Source organism: Pontibacter harenae, assembly GCF_020907245.1.
Taxonomy (GTDB): domain Bacteria; phylum Bacteroidota; class Bacteroidia; order Cytophagales; family Hymenobacteraceae; genus Pontibacter; species Pontibacter harenae.
Genome location: NZ_JAJJWH010000019.1, coordinates 26169 through 41988, shown reverse-complemented (window position 1 = coordinate 41988; position 15820 = coordinate 26169). Strand labels below are relative to the sequence as shown.

Sequence of the window (15820 nt, the reverse complement as noted above, 5' to 3'; positions counted from 1 at the left end):
AGTTCGAACTATGAATCCATTTCTGCAAATGTTCACAAAATCAGGCACTGCAAATTCAGAACTCAAAACTCATATTTCAGAGCTACTATTGTATGTTATTCTCTTCCACCCACTTCAGGAAGTGCTCTTTATAAACCTCGCCAATCGGTATTTCTTTAGCTCCTATACGGATACGGCTTTTTTCGATACTGTCTATTTTTTGAAGCGATACTATAAAAGATCGGTGCACCCGCAAGAACTTCGACTCTGGCAGCTTTTCCATCATCTTGTTCATAGAGAGCAGCGTAATAATCTTCTGGTCTTTTGTCTGAATAATGATGTAATCTTTAAGGCCTTCAATCCAAAGAATATCTGCAAAATCGACGCGAATAGTCTTATAGTCTGCCTTCACAAACATGAAATCATGCTCGGGCACAGGTTGCAGAACTGTTGCAGCAGGTGTAACCTCCTGTTGTGATTTTCCGCTTCGCTGTATTCTATCCTGTGCCTTAGTTACCGCTTTCAAAAAACGGTCGTAGGGGATAGGCTTGAGCAGGTAATCTACAGCATCCTGGTTAAAACCCTCTAAGGCATAGTCGGGGTAAGCGGTGGTGAAAATAATAAGCGGTTGGTTCTTAAGGATATTCAGCAGTTGTATACCTGTCAACTCGGGCATCTCAATATCCAGGAACATCAGATCGATCTGCTCTTCCTGCAGCACCTGCATCGCTTCGGTGGCACTAGAACAAGTTTTTACGAGATGCAGGAAAGGCAGCTTGCTTATATAGCTTTCGAGTATGTCGAGTGCCAGTGGCTCATCGTCAACAGCAAGGCAGCGGATTGTCATAGTTTTTCTGGGTTAGGGTTTTGATAATAGATCGTAAGGGTGGCGTAAAAGGCGCCTTCTTTTTCCTCTAAAGACAGCTTGTGCCTGTTAGGGTACAGCAGGTTCAGGCGGCGTTTCAGGTTTTCGAGGCCTATGCCGCCATATTCACGCTTTTTATGCGTACTTATGTTATTAACAGTACTGAAACTTAAAAAGCTTTCCTGCACATTTAGGTTAAAAATAATTCCTATCTCGTTTTTACTTACTAGGCCGTGTTTAAAAGCGTTCTCCACCAACGTCATCAGCATCATGGGTGCAATCTGCTTTCCTTCCAAGTTACCTGATATATCGAATTTTATACTTGTCTGCTCCCGAAGGCGCAGCTTCTGCAGGTCTATGAAATTGTGCAGATGGTCCACCTCCTTCTGCAGGCATACCAGGTTATCGTTGCTTTCGTAAAGCATATAGCGCATCAGTAGCGATAGCTTCATAATCGCATCGGGAGTTTCGGGCGATTGTTTATAAGCCAGCGAGTAAATATTGTTCAGCGTGTTAAACAGGAAATGTGGATTCACTTGCGATTTCAGATAACCTAACTCTGCCATCAGTTTCTGGTTCTCTAGTTCCTTGTTCAGCCGTTCGTTACGGATGTAGTTGCCTGTTATTTTAAGCGCTGAGCTTATAAAAATAGTTACTAAGCTCCCCAGCATGTACTGTACCAGCTTCTCTGAGCTATAAAGCGTTTCCATGGTAGGGTTCAACTCCCTGAAAATATAAAAGTCGAGAGGCGAACGTACCAAGGCAACCACAGCAAGTGTGGTAAGCATAATGGCCAGATACATTAATATACGGTTGCGGGCCAGGTATTTCGGTATCAGCACATACCAGTTGAAGTAGAAAATCATCAGCTGAAAAGTCAGGCCGATGGTTACGTCAAAGCCTTTCACAAAGGTAAGCCCTCTGTTAGACTGGAAATAAAAGATCCAGGAGCCAAAGATAAGCCAGCACAAAATATGCATGGCAATCTGGTATCTCTTCTTCATGGAGATATAAGGCATAGGCGTTGGTAAAGTGATAGTACTCAAACTGGATGACATAAGGCGGATGACCAAAATTACTGGTTTAGGTAACAATAGCTACTGTAAGATACCTAATCTCCAGTTACTTTAACAATCCACTGGAGAAGCAATAGATTAACCGCCTATATTCTTCTGCCAAATTAGAAAATTAATAGATATTCTGTAGCTGTGTGAAGAAGTGATGTTGAAAGAAGATGTGTTGTGAAACAACTTTATGTGAAGGATTATAGCAGAAGCGGCAGCGCCAGCTTTAATGCTGGCGCTCCTACTGTTTATGCCTGAATCATCTCCAGAAACTGCCCTTCTGAGAGAATGGTAATTCTTAGCTTATTTGCTTTTTCGAGCTTGGCTGGCCCCATTTTATCGCCAGCCACCAAGTAAGAAAGTTTAGCAGATATAGAACTGACCACTTTGCCGCCATGGGTAATTATGAGCTGTTGTAATTCTTCTCTGCTTACACTTTCAAAAACACCCGATATAACAAAAGTTTTACCCGTTAGCTTGTCGCTTTCTAAAGCTGGAGCAGTGTTCTCGGCTTTAAACTGCAGGCCTGCTTCTTTTAGCTTTTCTACCATCTGCACATTTTCTGGCTGGCTAAAGTAGGCGATAATGGAAGTGGCAATGCGTTCTCCTATCTCATTTACAGCAACAAGCTCTTCTAAGGTAGCGCCTCTTAGCGCCTCCAGGTCAGGGAAATGTTCAGTAAGTTTTTTAGCCACTGTGCTGCCTACAAAGCGAATGCCCAAGGCAAACAGTACCCGATCGAAAGGTGCCTCTTTAGACTTCTGTAGGCTGCTAAGCAGGTTGTTGGCAGATTTCTCGCCCATGCGCTCCAAGCTAATCAGCTGCTCATATGTTAGCGAGTACAAATCAGCGGCATGTCGCACTAACCCAAGTTGGTATAGTTGCTCAACGGTTTCGGGGCCTAAACCATCTATGTTCATGGCCTTGCGCGAGATAAAATGCTCCAGTTTTGCCTTTATCTGCGGAGCACAGCCTTCGTCGTTCGGGCAGTAAAAGTTAGCCTCTCCTTCTGTTCTAATAAGAGGTGTACCGCAGGCAGGGCAGTGGGTAGGGTATTCAATAGGTTGGCTATCGTCAGGACGCTTGCTGGTGTCTACACCTGTTATTTTAGGTATGATCTCACCACCTTTTTCTACAAACACAACATCGCCGAGGCGCAGGTCTAGGCGATGTATTTCGTTGGCATTGTGCACCGAGGCGCGCTTAACCACCGTACCTGCCAATAGCACTGGCTCTAGCAAAGCAACAGGAGTTACAGCCCCAGTACGGCCTACTTGGTACTGTATGCCTTGTAATTTGGTGGCGGCACTCATGGCAGGATATTTATAAGCAATAGCCCATCTGGGGCTTTTGGCCGTGAAGCCGAGCTCTTCCTGCAGCGCATAGCTGCTCACTTTAATCACGACACCATCTGTAGCGATAGGTAGCTCCAGCCTCTTTTGCTCCCACTCCTGAATATATTCCAGCACTGTTTCAATAGAGGTACATTTGCGCCAGGTATCTGATACTTTAAAGCCCCACTTCTGGATTGCCTGCAGGCTCTCTGAATGCGTAGTAAAGGGATTAGGAGAACAGTGGAAGCCATAGGAAAAGCAACCAAGCTTTCTGCTTGCCACAATAGAAGAATCCTGCTGTTTTAGGGTGCCAGAAGCGGCGTTTCTTGGGTTAGCCAGCAGTTGTTCTCCAGTTTCTTCACGGTCCTGGTTCAGTTGCTCAAAAACAGAGAACGGCATAAAAACCTCACCGCGTACTTCAAACAGTTCTGGAAAGTTCTCCCCGTGTACCTGCAGCGGAATGTCGCGTATGGTGCGTACGTTTGCAGTAATGTCGTCTCCTCGTGTACCATCGCCACGAGTTGCGCCTTGTACAAAAATACCGTTCTCGTAAGTTAAACTAATGGCTACACCATCAAACTTCTGCTCACACACATACTCTACATCGTCGCCAACAGCTTTACGTACACGCTTATCAAACTCCCGCAGGTCTTCTTCTGAGTAAGTATTACCCAACGATAGCATCGGGTACTTGTGCAAAACCGTTTTAAAGTTTTTGGTAATGGTACCGCCTACACGGGTGGTAGGGGAGTTAGGTAATGCCAGTTCTGGGTGCTGTTCTTCCAGTTCCTGCAGCCGTTTCAGCATCATATCAAATTCGTAATCAGGAACCTCTGATATGCTGTTCTGGTAGTATTGGTAATTAAGGTAGTTTAAACGCTGTGTAAGTTCTTGTATCTCTAAAAGAGGTTCTTTCTCTGCTGCCATATACGATAGTTTGTGCCTGTGTAAAATTACCAAAAGACTTGGTAAAGCGATGGCTGTGGTGCCGCAATCTGAATGTTTTTACAGCAGCAGCAGCAGAGTTAGGTTGCTTTCTTTTAAAACAAAAGGTCGCCTGTTGAGCGACCTTCCTTATATGCTATAGTTCTGCCTTACTTACTTGAGCACAATTCCGTTCGCTACAAAACGGATTTCCTCTTTAGGCTCCGTAATAGCTTGAATTTCTTCTTCTGATTTACCAGCATCTTTAGCATAGTGCTGTTGGTCTGCCACAGAGGTTATCTGGCGCTTGGCTGTACCCGTAAAAACAACTTCTCTACCTTTCAAATCCTCTACTGGTAAGAAAAAGGCGTAGTCGCGGAAAGTTACTTTCATGGCGCTGTTATCAGCCATCTTCACGTTAACAGCCTTTAGACTTGCAGCTTTCCAACACCTCGGCAGAAACCGTAGCCTGCACAGAGTCTTTGTCTGACAATGCCTCTTGCAAAGCCGTTGTCGATATCACATTTTCTTCTGCGAATGCTGCCCCATAACTATTACCAGCAGTCTGACGCTGCTCTTCTAGTTTTGTAGAAGATGTTGCAGTTGTGGCTTCCTGAGCCTGATTGCAGCCGTACATACTTGCAACTATTAGTATAAAAACAAAGGTCTTCTTCATCCTTAGGCGTAGTTTAATTGTAGACTGTAAATATAGGTAATGCCTTGAAAATAAGTTTATTTTGATGGGGTTCTTTTGTAAGAGGGATGATAAAAGCTTGCGAAAACTGTGATTAGTGGTAACGCTGTACAAGTTGCTTTTCAATGTGAAATGTATGCGTGTCTAAAGATTAACTCTTTAATTGGGAGTGATGTTTGCCCAACGTGCGTTTTGTATGGTAATAACGATGCGACCGCTCAAAACAGGGAGGTACTTGGCTGGTATGCTTCCCTGATGATTATCTAACATCATGTCGAAATTAGTGCTGAAAACTATAGATTGTTTATCGCTACTTAAATGTACAGGAATTAACACCTCATTCGTTATTCCCTGAAAGGTAATACTGGCACGCGTATTTAAATCTTGAACTCCCGTTCTGTTGGCTGCTACACTTTCGGCTGGCACTTTAAATTCAAGAATAAATTCAGGGTATTTAGAAACAAAGAATACATCCTGTACTAAACCTGGAGGAGCTTCAGCGTTTGCTGGCCGCAGAGACGCAACATTTAACACACACTCTACATTTTGAGTGGTATTGTTGTAGCGCACTAGTAGCTCAGGCGTAACATAATCGTAGTCGGCAGTGTTACCTTTTACCGTTACAATAGTGGTGTTACCATTCGTAAAAGGCGTGCGCGATTGCGCCTTGGCTGGTAAGACTGAAATAAGAATTACACAAAAAGAAAGAAGTATAAATTTTACCATGAAAGATCTTGAACCGTTACTGATAATTATATTAACGGTTTTTAGATTTTTTAGATGATACTGTGCAAACGAAAGGTGCACTATTAAGTGAATTTTATTTCTGTTTCATTCATAGGGCAAATTTAATCTATAGGTTTACTGTTAAACTAACAATTAATTTGGTTGATTTCTAAAACTATCAGAGGGTCGGATGTGTATATAGTTAGTATAACATCACTTAACAAACATTGTTGTACAATTATTAGTTGTAGCCCATTTTTGGCGCTCAATCAGAAGGAGTTATAAATGGATCAGGATAAGAAAAATAAAGTAGGGACAAAGCAACATTCAGCTTTCAGCACGATCGAGAAGATGCACCCGATCCGTATGCTGTTATACCTGAGTATGATTGGTATCGGAGTGTTGTTCTTGGTTCTGGTTGTAGCGTTTATGCGAACAGGTGGGTTCCAAAATGAGGCTTTTGAATTGCCTAAATTTTTTAGTGTGAGTACCATCTTGCTACTTTTCAGTAGCTACGCTATAAACAAAGTGCCGCGCCTTTACAGAAAAGATAAGCTGAAGAAGATGGCGCGCTACTTGGGTATTACATTTGGCCTTGGGCTATTATTTATTGCAGCTCAGTTTCTTGGCTGGACTGAAATGTCGGAATCTGGCTTTAGCTTCAAAGGAAAAGCATCGGGTACCTATCTTTACCTGATTTCGGCTCTCCACATCCTGCACTTATCGGGCGGTATTATATTTCTGTCTTTTCTTTTCTTTAAAACAATGCATGTAAATGCAGACGGCGTGAGGAGCCTCGTTTTTATCCGTGACCCGTACCGCCGCCTACAGTTAACACTGCTGTGTACCTATTGGCACTTTATGGATTTCTTGTGGCTTGGCTTATATGGTGTGCTCCTGTTTATGTCCTAGTACTTATCTTACTAAGGTAACAGAACCTTTAAATTTACTTGTTCTGTAGTCTATCACATAAAAGTAAACTCCGTCATTTACTCCTTTGCCATCCCACTTAAAGTTACTGTTGTAGCTTGTAAACACTTCTTTACCCCACCTGTTATAAATTTTGATGTTCATAAAGGTGGCTGTGCAGAACTCCATTGGTAACGAAGGCATCTCGAAGAAATCGTTTTTGCCATCTTCGTTCGGCGTAAAGATGTTGGCAGGTACATAAGCCCTAACATCAGGCACTTTCACCTTAAATTCTATAACAAGCCTTTGCTCAGAAGGCGGTGCGCAAGCATCTTCTTTAAGCATGAATGTGACACGAAGGCTACCTTGCTCAAAAGCTTCGCAGTTTGCTTGCCATGTAAACAAACCAGTAGCTGTGCCATTACCATTGGTGCTTTCGAAGTTCATTCCATAGTCGGCAAGGTTAAAACCATCGCCTGCGGCAGTTAATGTTAATGGGTCCAGGTCAAAGTCTTCTCCAAGTATGTTAGCCTCAAACTGCTCGTTCAGGGCAACCTCATACACCAGATCAGGCTTATCAGTAGAGATAACAGGCAACTGATTTGGAGCATCTACTCTAAACTCCATTGTTATTTTTTGTTCTGCGGAGGGAACACATGCGTTTTCGCGCAGCAAAAAGTCAACTTTAAAACTACCTGCTTTTGCATCTTCACAGCTTGGTATCCATCTAAAAATACCCGCTGCATTGCCTGCGCCACCTGTGGCATCAAACGTCATTCCTTTATCTGCAAGATTAAAGCCGTATCCCTGCGCCAACAAAGAGAGCTCGTTTAAATCTATATCGTTACCGAAAAGGTTAGCCTCAAAAGGAACTCCTTGCTGCAGGTTAATAACGAGCGTTTGCTGATCTGTTGAGATTACAGGTACATTATTTACATACTTCGATCTGAATTCTACCGTTTCTTTTCTGGTAACAGTTTTTCCGCAGACGACGGAAGAGACTAAAAAATCAACCAGGTAACTATCCTGCTTTACTGCATCGCAATCTACTTCCCATCTAAAAGTAGAGGTAAGCGGGCCGATGCCTGTTTTTGGATCGAAAGTGATATTGTGTTGATCAAGGGTAAAGTTTACACCAGAGGCTGTAAGGCTAATTATCTGCTGATCTGGGTCTGTGCCTATCACATCAAAATTAACAATGTCACCTTCTTCAATTTCATAAACTCTTGTGTTGGTAGAGAGTGCAATGTTTGGTGGTGCATCTGCTAGTGGATCTATAACAAAACTTACCCGCACAGTATCTTGTTTAGGTAAGCTGCAGCCGTCATCACGCACAATCAAATCTAACAGAAATACTTTTTCATCCGTGTCGAAGCACTCTTCAAAGCAAATGGTGGCAGTAAGGGTGTCTGTAGCCCCACCTGCGTTCACGGTGCCAGAAGTTCTGCCCTGGAAACTGTACGATGCATTGTTCGTGAAATTTACAGGTCTAGCAGTTAATACCAGTGGCTCGTTAGGGTCTGGGTCTGTGAAGAGTATTTTTATGCAACGATCACCGTTAGGGTTAATAGTTAATACCTCGTTTTGGCTATAAAAGCTTTTTGTTCCTTGCTTTTGGGCAAGTACTACAGGCTTTTCGTTGGTTGGGCAGCTCTTCACCAGAAGCTGAAAGTCACGGCGGACTTCTCCAATCTTAACGCCATTCCTGAACTCTTGGCAACGAACCCCAAAAACATACAAGCCCCTGCTCAGTGGCATAACAGTAAGCCTTCCTGTTTGCTTGTCTATGTTCATGGGCGGTGTGCCAAGCACCTGGTTGTTGGTGTTATACCCAGGCCTCCACATAATAGGGGTATAAGGTGCAGGTTGGGGAAGGGGAGCGGGTACTTGGGTAGTACTGTAACCGTTCAGAGGTGTAACCATGTCGTAAACTAGGGAGTCTCCGTCAGGATCGGTTCCACTAAAGTCGAAGTAAAAGACCTCATTTGCGCAAGCATAGTCGCTTAGAGGGGGGAAAAGCTTTGGCGACGAATTTTTAAAAAAGGCGTTATTGATTACAACAGGAGGGATTTCCATATAAAATGTTTGCGCTGCAGCCTCGGGTGCGACAATGTTATTTATAGTTCTGTTTCTGCAGCAGCGTTCCCAAACTACATAATATCCCTGGGGGTCGTTAAATCGGTTAGGGTCAAGGTAAACCTGTTCATAATAGAGTATTTTGCTGGTTTTCAGTTCTCCTGTAGTACAGTCTATATTGGTATAGTTTACAGGCGTTTCATCTTTTATAGACATGTATACCGTCGACATCACAGTATTACTGCTTTTAGAGAAAATCCTGACGGCAATGGAGGGGTCTCTTGCGCCTCTGTCACCATTCACAAGGTCGAAATATAAGTTTAAGCTCAGCCTGTAGTTATATCCTGTCAGATGTTGTAGCTCAAACTCACCTCCAACCAAGTGGGTGGCATATGTTTGAAAGCTTAAAAGGATACAAAATATAAAAAAAAAGATACGTTGCCTCATGTTATAGACGCTTAAGAAAACTTATATCGCTGTTGAAAATTATCTAAAATACATGAGATTTAAAATTAGATGTCCTTTTTAGTTTTGCTTTAGAGTTATTTTTTTGAATTTATCTTAAGTGCCTCGTAAGGCTTAGTCTTTTTGAAGAGGAAATAAGCTTTGGATGGTAGTTACTGCGCAGAAACGCTTTTTTGCTAAAGTGTCACTCAATACTTGCTCATTTTGTAAGACTTTAAGCTCGTTTAGGATTGTAAAAGGCCAACTGTTTGTCTGCCAATTGTAGAAGTTGGTAGTGATATTAAGCGTAGGAGCAAAATATCTTAGTGATTGGACTTAACATTAAATTAAATAAAACGTTTAATCGCAATTAGTTGCCGTCTTCTAAAACATCTAACCAACTAGTTGGTTTTACTTTTGCCTGTTCGATTTTTCCTTTTTTTCTTTCGGCAGGCTGTGTACAGATTCAGTTGATTCTGATTGAAACTTTCTTAACGAAATGTGCCTGTTGGTTTACAAACACGTGTAGGGGAACAGGCAGCTTAAATAGTGGTATAAAAAACAAACCATGCTGACACAAGAACTAGAATTAAAAAAGCGGCTGTTGCAGGAGAGCAATAAGCTGCTGAATATGCAGATGAAAGCTGCAAAAGACGCTATGGACGTGGCACAAGAGAGCGCAAACGAGCATCAGGGTGCTATGGAAGACAAATTTGAATCTTTTAGGGAGGCTTGCCAGATTCAGCGCGACATGTTTGCGAAGCAGTTGGATGAACTCATCTCAACTATGGGGCTGCTCCGACGCGTGAATGCCACTAAAGTAAACACAGAAGTATCGTTGGGTGCTGTGGTGTTTACAGAACTCCAAAATTACTTTATTGGTGTGAGCCTTGGGAAAATAGAAATTGAGGGAGATGAGTTTTTCGCCATATCGGGGATGTCTCCAATATATAAAGCAATGGCTGGCAAATCAGCAGGCGATAGCTTTGTGTTTAGGGATAAAGAATATAAGATACTGCAGGTGTATTAGTCAAAAAGTGGCTTAGGGTGTAACCTTAGGCCTTTATTTATAGTTTATAAATCTGTAAAGGGTGAAATAAAAAAGGTTAGCAGTTATGCTAACCTTTTTTATTTCTACTTAACTCTTGTCCAGGTCTGGGACCTGCCTATCAAGGAGAAGCCAATATATCCTTTAACCTCCATTTTGTCTTTACTTTCCATCTTCATGTAGCAGGAATAAGTCTTGCCACTTTCGGGATCGTAGATAGTGCCTTCGTCCCATTTGTTGTCGCCATCGTATTCAAACCCTTTCAAAAAAACCAGCCCTTGCAGCGGTACATTCCTTTTCGCTTTGTCAGGGTTGTTTTCATCTACTTTTGCTTTGCCGTTTTTAGTTGGTTCTCTTAAAGACACAATTTTGCCGCAGAGTTTATTGCCACACTTGTAAATTTCGAACTGAGCTTTGCCTTCCTCGTTTGTCCATATGCCAATGGGTGATAAGCTTTGGGCCCATGCGTACGAAGAAAGTAGCATAAGCACCACAAGAGTCAAAAGATTCCTTTTCATGATTATGTTAGTTGTAGTTGTTGGTATAAGAGTTTAAATATAAAATAGTTCTACTTATTTTCAATAAAAAAATGATGCTATAGTTTCAGTATATTATAGCCCTAGAACTACAAATTAGAGAAAGAATCTCTAGAGAATTTTATGTTAAGCTTCAGGAGTAAAGCTTGATACAGGTGTGCTTAAAGCCAATTTATGAGCTAAAGCTGCAATTTGTATTTCAGGCATAAATTTTTTTGTACAGAAAAGAATGCACTTGCTGCTGATTATTTGTTTTATAACTAATTGATAATAAATTTATTGTGTTTAATTTAAGGCTTATTGCTTTTACTGATTTACTATAATTATGATTTAAGTAAGAAGGCTGTATAAAAATATGTGTTAAACCTTGTGAACTATTCGGCGTTATTTTATCTTTATAAAACAGTAGCGAGTGCTACGGCTCTGGTTTAAGCTTCTATAAGATTTCGTTAATCTGTTGAATGCTCAGAGTGTATGTCGGACTTTAGAGAAAGGAGGTGCTATGTCTAATCCATCAGACGTCTTAGTAAGCCGAGGTATTATTGTTCACACTAATTGTGAACTGGCTTAGTAAGCAGTATCCTTACTGCTTGCGCAGTAAATTTTGCCTCTGGTCTTTTTAGATGGTGCCACTGAATAGCAGGGTGCCGCTTAATAAGACGAAGAAGGATTCTTAAATGCCAGATGTAACTTGACGGGCTACATCTGGCATTTATACTTTCTAGCCCTTTCTGTCTATAAATCCTTTTTGTAGATGTTGCCACCGCCCACGCGACGTTCCCTCAAAAAAGAGCCAACATAAACAACGGAAGCTATAAAACAGCTTATCACCATCAGGAGCAACAGTATGTGGAGCAGATCCCAACCAAAGGTCTCTGGATTTATGCGATGCATTATCACGAAACCTAGAAGGAGTGTAAGAGCTGTAATAGTGTAAAAAACAAATCTATTGCGTTCACGAAGTTGAAAGCTGCATGCCAGGAACAGAATGCTGGTGCTATCAGATCTGTATAGGGGCGGGCAGAGTTTGTAAAATAAACCGTGAAGCCTGCTACAATCAGTAGGAGGGCATTGATTATATTCGCTACAAAAGGATAAACCATGTCTGTCTATAAAATTTAAGCTGCTTATGGCAGAATGTTACATACTTTTTCTACGGAAATAGCCTTAAATGTTATAAACAATCTACTATTCTTAGTTCATCAAATTTGAAAAGGGTAGGAGCTAGTTAGCTTACTTTGCTGATATACTTTTCAACTCTTTGTCAATTACCCTTCTTATTTCCAAAAATCTGGTGTTGTAGCGGGTGCCCTCTACCTTGCTTACTTTAACACCTCCGTTTGAGGAAGCATGAATAAAGGTGATGGTATCGCCTGGAGAGGAAATAACGATTCCGACGTGTCCTGGTTTCCTGACACTTGGGTTCGTACCTGTAAAGATCACAACATCACCTAGGCGAGCTTTATGGCGATCTACCTTAACTCCTGTTGTGGCCTGTAGACCTGAAGAATGTGGTAAGCTTACTCCAAATTTCTGAAATACATACTTGGTAAAACCAGAGCAGTCGAAGCCTTCGGGAGAAATGCCAGCATAAACATATGGGCTACCCATAAAGGTGAAGGCGTAATCTATTAAAGCTCTAATATTTCCTGGTTCTGCCTTACTGGCGGGCTCTTCACTAGTTATGTTGTTAGTAGCAGCGGCTTCTAGCGTATGTTTCGGGGGCTTAGCTGCACTGTCGGGAGCAGAAGAACCGAGGTAGGCGAGAAAGGTAAATGGAAATAATAACAGGCATATTTTCTTTTTCATATTCTTATGCTTTCACTTCTAACAGGCAGATAGGATGTTATAATTCCTTTCGCTTTACCCTATGCTTTTTCTGAACAGAGCAAACTTGGTGTATTTTGCTGTTTACCACAATATTATAGCTTTTCACACAAAGGTTTACCTTTTTAACCATTTTGTTATATTTTTTGAAATCATTGTACATATATTCGAACCGTAGCAGTAACTACAGCGGTGGTAAGTATAAAGAATTAATTAAGAATGGTAATGGTTTACGGTGCAGATTCGATAGAGGCCCTTTATGATGAGGAGAAAAGAATTAACTTTATCAAGTGCCACACTAGCTTTAATTCCAATGAGTTTAGAGAGGGGTTGATGCAGGCATATCGCTTTGCTTTGGAGCACAAGGTTAAGCAATGGTTGCTTGATTTACGTGACATAGGGGAGCTAAACGAAGAGGATAACACATGGATTCAGCTTCATCTTTTCCCGATGATGATGATGACCTTAGGGCCATCGAATTATATGGCGATCGTGTGCTCTAAATCTTGCTACAAAAATTTGCTGAAGGCAGTAGGGAAGCTTGGGCTCAAGACCTATAACTCCTTTGTTATCCTAAACACATTCTGTGATCTTGAGAAGGCTGAACATTGGCTAGGCAAGAAATTGGCTAAGTAACTCTTTCTTCAGAACAAATCTTCTGTTATTTAAGTGAAACAGGTTAGCGCCTGTAGTATGGTCGGATTTTGAAAAGCTGCATAATTATTGTAAAATGCCGTAGCTTTGACTAAATCCAATCATACAACATGCATAAACTAAAGCAACTAAAACAATCACTCTTTCTGTTTGCGCTGCTGTTCGTGGTAACAGCTTCTACAGCCTTTGGTGCTGAAATTACCTACACCTTGTCCATGCCTGAGCCTCATACCCATTACTTTAATGTGGGCGTAGAGCTAACGGGCGCAAAGAAAAAATACGTAGACTTTACCATGCCAGTGTGGGCCCCAGGCTCTTACCTGGTAAGGGAGTTTGCTAAAAATGTAGAAAGCTTTAAGGCGACAGATAAAAACGGAAATTCGCTACAAGCTGAGAAAATTGACAAAAACACCTGGCGCGTTTACAGCAACCGTGCTGATGTGGTGCAGGTTAGCTACGATGTATATGCTTATGAGTTAAGTGTACGTACAAGCTTCCTCGATGCCTCTCATGGCTATGTAAATGGCACCAGCATTTTTATGTACCCAGAAGGGTATGAGAAAGAAGACGGAACCGTTGTTGTGAAGCCTTACGAAGGCTGGAACACCGTTTCAACAGGGCTTAAGAGCACTGGAAAGTTTAATTACACTTTCCCGAATTATGATATTTTGGCTGACTCTCCTTTCGAGATAGGTACCCACGAGGTGTACCAGTTTACGACGAATGGTGTGCCGCACGAAGTGGCTATGTACGGCGAGGGCAACTACGACCCTGAGCGCCTGATGGCCGACATGAAAAAGGTAACTGAAAACGCCATTGCCGTTATCGGAGAGCTTCCAGTAGATCGCTACTTGTTTATTGTGCACAATCTGAACCGCGGTGGCGGTGGTCTGGAGCACTTAAACTCTACTACGCTGCAAACAACTCGCTGGAACTATGGTACTGAAAGTGGCTACAGAGGCTTTTTAAGCTTAGTGGCGCACGAGTACTTTCACTTATGGAATGTGAAACGCCTGCGACCTTTGGCTTTAGGGCCATTCAACTACAACGAAGAAAACTATACTTCTCTGCTTTGGGTGTCGGAAGGTATCACAAGCTATTACGACGATTTGATTGTTCGCAGAGCAGGATTTGTTTCTCCTGATAATTACCTGAACATAGTGGCAGGAAGTATCAATTCTGTTGAGAACACTCCTGGAAACAAAATACAGACAGTGGCAGAATCAAGCTTTGATGCTTGGATTAAGTACTACAGACGCAACGAGAACTCAAACAATGCGGAGGTATCATATTATACAAAGGGTGGCGTAATAGGACACTTGCTGAACATGGAAATTATGAGAACTACAGCAGGAGAGAAAAGCCTGGATGATGTAATGCGCTATATGTATGAGCGGTACTACAAAAAGTTAGGCAGAGGCTACACCGAGAAAGAGATGAAAGAAGGCATTGAGGCCGTAGCTGGCAAAAGTATGGATGCTTTCTTCCAGAATTACATCAACGGTACAAAATCTCCTAACTACAACGAGTACTTTAGCGCTGCTGGCCTACAACTGGTGAACGTAAACGAGAACATGGTTGCCATAGACTGGGGTGCATCAACATCTGATACAGATGGCAAAGTTATGGTGAGAGGCGTTTCGCGCAATAGCAGTGCCTGGGAAGGCGGCATCAATGTAAATGATGAACTAGTAGCTATCGATGGTTTCCGAGTAGATAACAACAACATCAAAAATTTACTTAGCGGCAGAGCCATAGGTGAGAAGCTTGAAGTAGTAGTTGCTCGTGACGGTAAGCTACTGGTACTAGAGGTGCCAATGGTGAAAGACCAAAGTGTGCGTTACCAGTTCCAACGAGTAAGTAACCCTACAGAGCAGCAAAACAAAATACTTAGGAAGTGGCTAAACACAGAGTCTGTGTAGTAATTCCCAATCCATAAAGAAAATCAAAAGCGCCAACACCTGAAAGTGTTGGCGCTTTTGATTTTACCTAATTGCGGAACGTGAGTTGTTTCAATGCTTCTTAGATTAATATCAATCAATGGGAAATGATGTAAATGTTTGTTTAAACGTTAAGTGCAAGAAGTGAGATTATGGCTTTATGAAAAGTATGAATATTTGGTGCAATAAAGTATTGCTGAATTGAAGGGTTAGAGTAATTACTTGTTTTAAGTGTGTTTTTTAATTTTTCTAAGCTTTTTATATATAGTTATTTGATAATTTATTTAAAAGTACATACATTTCGGTACATTTTAAATATCCAATTTTTGAGTGTATGGTGATATTTGAGACACCAATAGTTTGTGTGTCGTTTTATGAAGGTTTGCAGATTGTGCAAACTAGGTGGAAGTCAAAACCTGGATTCAAGGCTTTTAAAGAAGCTAATTTAGAAATACTTGCTTTCCTTACTCGTCATGAGAGTCTAATTTGTTTTTGTACAGATCTTACTTTGATTGGAGCATTAAGCCGAGAGCAGGAAGCTTGGTTGGTTTATGAATATTATCCAAAAGTGTACAAATTGTTGTATGCTGATTTTTTTCTAGCAGTTGTGTTTTCTGAAGGTCACTTCAAGGCTATCGTAAGCCATTACCAGCTAGAGCGTGTGCAGGTTATACATGAGTACTTAAAAATTAATTACTTTACTGATGCAGACGAAGCTTTGCACTGGCTGCATAATGTGCAAAAAGGCCAGGATGCTGGACTGCTGCACCCTGACCTTTTGTAAGTTTAGTAGCTATATT

Annotated in this window: 14 protein-coding genes; 5 read left to right on the top strand and 9 right to left on the bottom strand. The window is 41.6% G+C overall.

All coding sequences use genetic code 11. The features are described from left to right. Positions 1-85: 85 nt before the first annotated feature. From LN893_RS11555 to LN893_RS11530, 6 genes are all read right to left on the bottom strand, one after another. On the bottom strand, positions 86-826 hold the full coding sequence (locus tag LN893_RS11555) for a LytR/AlgR family response regulator transcription factor (protein ID WP_229970106.1): 741 nt from the start codon (positions 824-826) through the stop codon (positions 86-88). Beyond that, entirely contained in the window at positions 823-1848 is a 1026-nt protein-coding gene (locus LN893_RS11550; protein ID WP_229970103.1) for a sensor histidine kinase, read from the bottom strand. The genes LN893_RS11555 and LN893_RS11550 overlap by 4 nt, the downstream gene beginning before the upstream one ends. Positions 1849-2156: 308 nt before the next feature. Next, the gene (ligA, locus tag LN893_RS11545) at positions 2157-4169 is read right to left on the bottom strand and encodes an NAD-dependent DNA ligase LigA (RefSeq protein WP_229970100.1); all 2013 of its coding nucleotides are present in this window, start codon (positions 4167-4169) and stop codon (positions 2157-2159) included. A 171-nt stretch (positions 4170-4340) separates the two neighbouring features. Then, positions 4341-4577: a DUF4920 domain-containing protein gene (locus LN893_RS11540; RefSeq protein WP_229970097.1), complete on the bottom strand. Its 237-nt coding sequence runs from the start codon at positions 4575-4577 to the stop codon at positions 4341-4343. A 7-nt stretch (positions 4578-4584) separates the two neighbouring features. Beyond that, complete coding sequence (locus tag LN893_RS11535; RefSeq protein WP_229970094.1) at positions 4585-4842, bottom strand: hypothetical protein; 258 nt, start codon at positions 4840-4842, stop codon at positions 4585-4587. A 177-nt stretch (positions 4843-5019) separates the two neighbouring features. Then, the gene (locus LN893_RS11530; RefSeq protein WP_229970091.1) at positions 5020-5586 is read right to left on the bottom strand and encodes a YceI family protein; all 567 of its coding nucleotides are present in this window, start codon (positions 5584-5586) and stop codon (positions 5020-5022) included. A 285-nt stretch (positions 5587-5871) separates the two neighbouring features. On the opposite strand from LN893_RS11530, the gene LN893_RS11525 reads away from it, so the two are divergent. Next, the gene (locus tag LN893_RS11525) at positions 5872-6498 is read left to right on the top strand and encodes a cytochrome c oxidase subunit 3 (RefSeq protein ID WP_229970089.1); all 627 of its coding nucleotides are present in this window, start codon (positions 5872-5874) and stop codon (positions 6496-6498) included. Between the two features lie 3 nt (positions 6499-6501). Here the strand turns inward: LN893_RS11525 and LN893_RS11520 are convergent, their stop codons facing one another. Then, the gene (locus tag LN893_RS11520) at positions 6502-9018 is read right to left on the bottom strand and encodes a T9SS type B sorting domain-containing protein (protein WP_229970086.1); all 2517 of its coding nucleotides are present in this window, start codon (positions 9016-9018) and stop codon (positions 6502-6504) included. A 565-nt stretch (positions 9019-9583) separates the two neighbouring features. Between LN893_RS11520 and LN893_RS11515 the strand changes: the two genes are divergently transcribed. Then, positions 9584-10045, top strand: coding sequence for a GreA/GreB family elongation factor (locus LN893_RS11515; protein WP_229970083.1), 462 nt, complete (start codon positions 9584-9586; stop codon positions 10043-10045). A gap of 104 nt (positions 10046-10149) precedes the next feature. On the opposite strand, the gene LN893_RS11510 is transcribed toward LN893_RS11515, so the two are convergent. Beyond that, positions 10150-10581, bottom strand: a complete 432-nt coding sequence (locus tag LN893_RS11510) for a DUF2147 domain-containing protein (protein ID WP_229970081.1) — start codon at positions 10579-10581, stop codon at positions 10150-10152. Between the two features lie 1251 nt (positions 10582-11832). Further along, positions 11833-12408 carry a C40 family peptidase gene (locus LN893_RS11505; protein ID WP_229970078.1) on the bottom strand — a complete coding sequence of 192 codons (576 nt, stop codon included), beginning with the start codon at positions 12406-12408 and terminating at the stop codon, positions 11833-11835. 237 nt (positions 12409-12645) lie between these two features. On the opposite strand from LN893_RS11505, the gene LN893_RS11500 reads away from it, so the two are divergent. The 3 genes from LN893_RS11500 to LN893_RS11490 all read left to right on the top strand — a co-directional run bounded on the left by LN893_RS11500 (position 12646) and on the right by LN893_RS11490 (position 15804). Beyond that, positions 12646-13062 (top strand): hypothetical protein, encoded by a 417-nt coding sequence (locus tag LN893_RS11500; RefSeq protein ID WP_229970075.1) that lies wholly within the window; start codon positions 12646-12648, stop codon positions 13060-13062. A 128-nt stretch (positions 13063-13190) separates the two neighbouring features. After that, on the top strand, positions 13191-15002 hold the full coding sequence (locus tag LN893_RS11495; RefSeq protein WP_229970072.1) for a M61 family metallopeptidase: 1812 nt from the start codon (positions 13191-13193) through the stop codon (positions 15000-15002). A 382-nt stretch (positions 15003-15384) separates the two neighbouring features. Continuing rightward, positions 15385-15804 (top strand): hypothetical protein, encoded by a 420-nt coding sequence (locus LN893_RS11490; RefSeq protein WP_229970069.1) that lies wholly within the window; start codon positions 15385-15387, stop codon positions 15802-15804. The last annotated feature ends 16 nt before the right edge of the window (positions 15805-15820 follow it).

What these genes read in the sequence shown, in the direction of transcription:
- LN893_RS11555 (WP_229970106.1), bottom strand. Translation starts at nt 826, where the DNA reads ATGACAATCCGCTGCCTTGCTGTTGACGATGAGCCACTGGCACTCGAC.
- LN893_RS11550 (WP_229970103.1), bottom strand. Translation starts at nt 1,848, where the DNA reads ATGAAGAAGAGATACCAGATTGCCATGCATATTTTGTGCTGGCTTATC.
- ligA (WP_229970100.1), bottom strand. Translation starts at nt 4,169, where the DNA reads ATGGCAGCAGAGAAAGAACCTCTTTTAGAGATACAAGAACTTACACAG.
- LN893_RS11540 (WP_229970097.1), bottom strand. Translation starts at nt 4,577, where the DNA reads ATGGCTGATAACAGCGCCATGAAAGTAACTTTCCGCGACTACGCCTTT.
- LN893_RS11535 (WP_229970094.1), bottom strand. Translation starts at nt 4,842, where the DNA reads ATGAAGAAGACCTTTGTTTTTATACTAATAGTTGCAAGTATGTACGGC.
- LN893_RS11530 (WP_229970091.1), bottom strand. Translation starts at nt 5,586, where the DNA reads ATGGTAAAATTTATACTTCTTTCTTTTTGTGTAATTCTTATTTCAGTC.
- LN893_RS11525 (WP_229970089.1), top strand. Translation starts at nt 5,872, where the DNA reads ATGGATCAGGATAAGAAAAATAAAGTAGGGACAAAGCAACATTCAGCT.
- LN893_RS11520 (WP_229970086.1), bottom strand. Translation starts at nt 9,018, where the DNA reads ATGAGGCAACGTATCTTTTTTTTTATATTTTGTATCCTTTTAAGCTTT.
- LN893_RS11515 (WP_229970083.1), top strand. Translation starts at nt 9,584, where the DNA reads ATGCTGACACAAGAACTAGAATTAAAAAAGCGGCTGTTGCAGGAGAGC.
- LN893_RS11510 (WP_229970081.1), bottom strand. Translation starts at nt 10,581, where the DNA reads ATGAAAAGGAATCTTTTGACTCTTGTGGTGCTTATGCTACTTTCTTCG.
- LN893_RS11505 (WP_229970078.1), bottom strand. Translation starts at nt 12,408, where the DNA reads ATGAAAAAGAAAATATGCCTGTTATTATTTCCATTTACCTTTCTCGCC.
- LN893_RS11500 (WP_229970075.1), top strand. Translation starts at nt 12,646, where the DNA reads ATGGTAATGGTTTACGGTGCAGATTCGATAGAGGCCCTTTATGATGAG.
- LN893_RS11495 (WP_229970072.1), top strand. Translation starts at nt 13,191, where the DNA reads ATGCATAAACTAAAGCAACTAAAACAATCACTCTTTCTGTTTGCGCTG.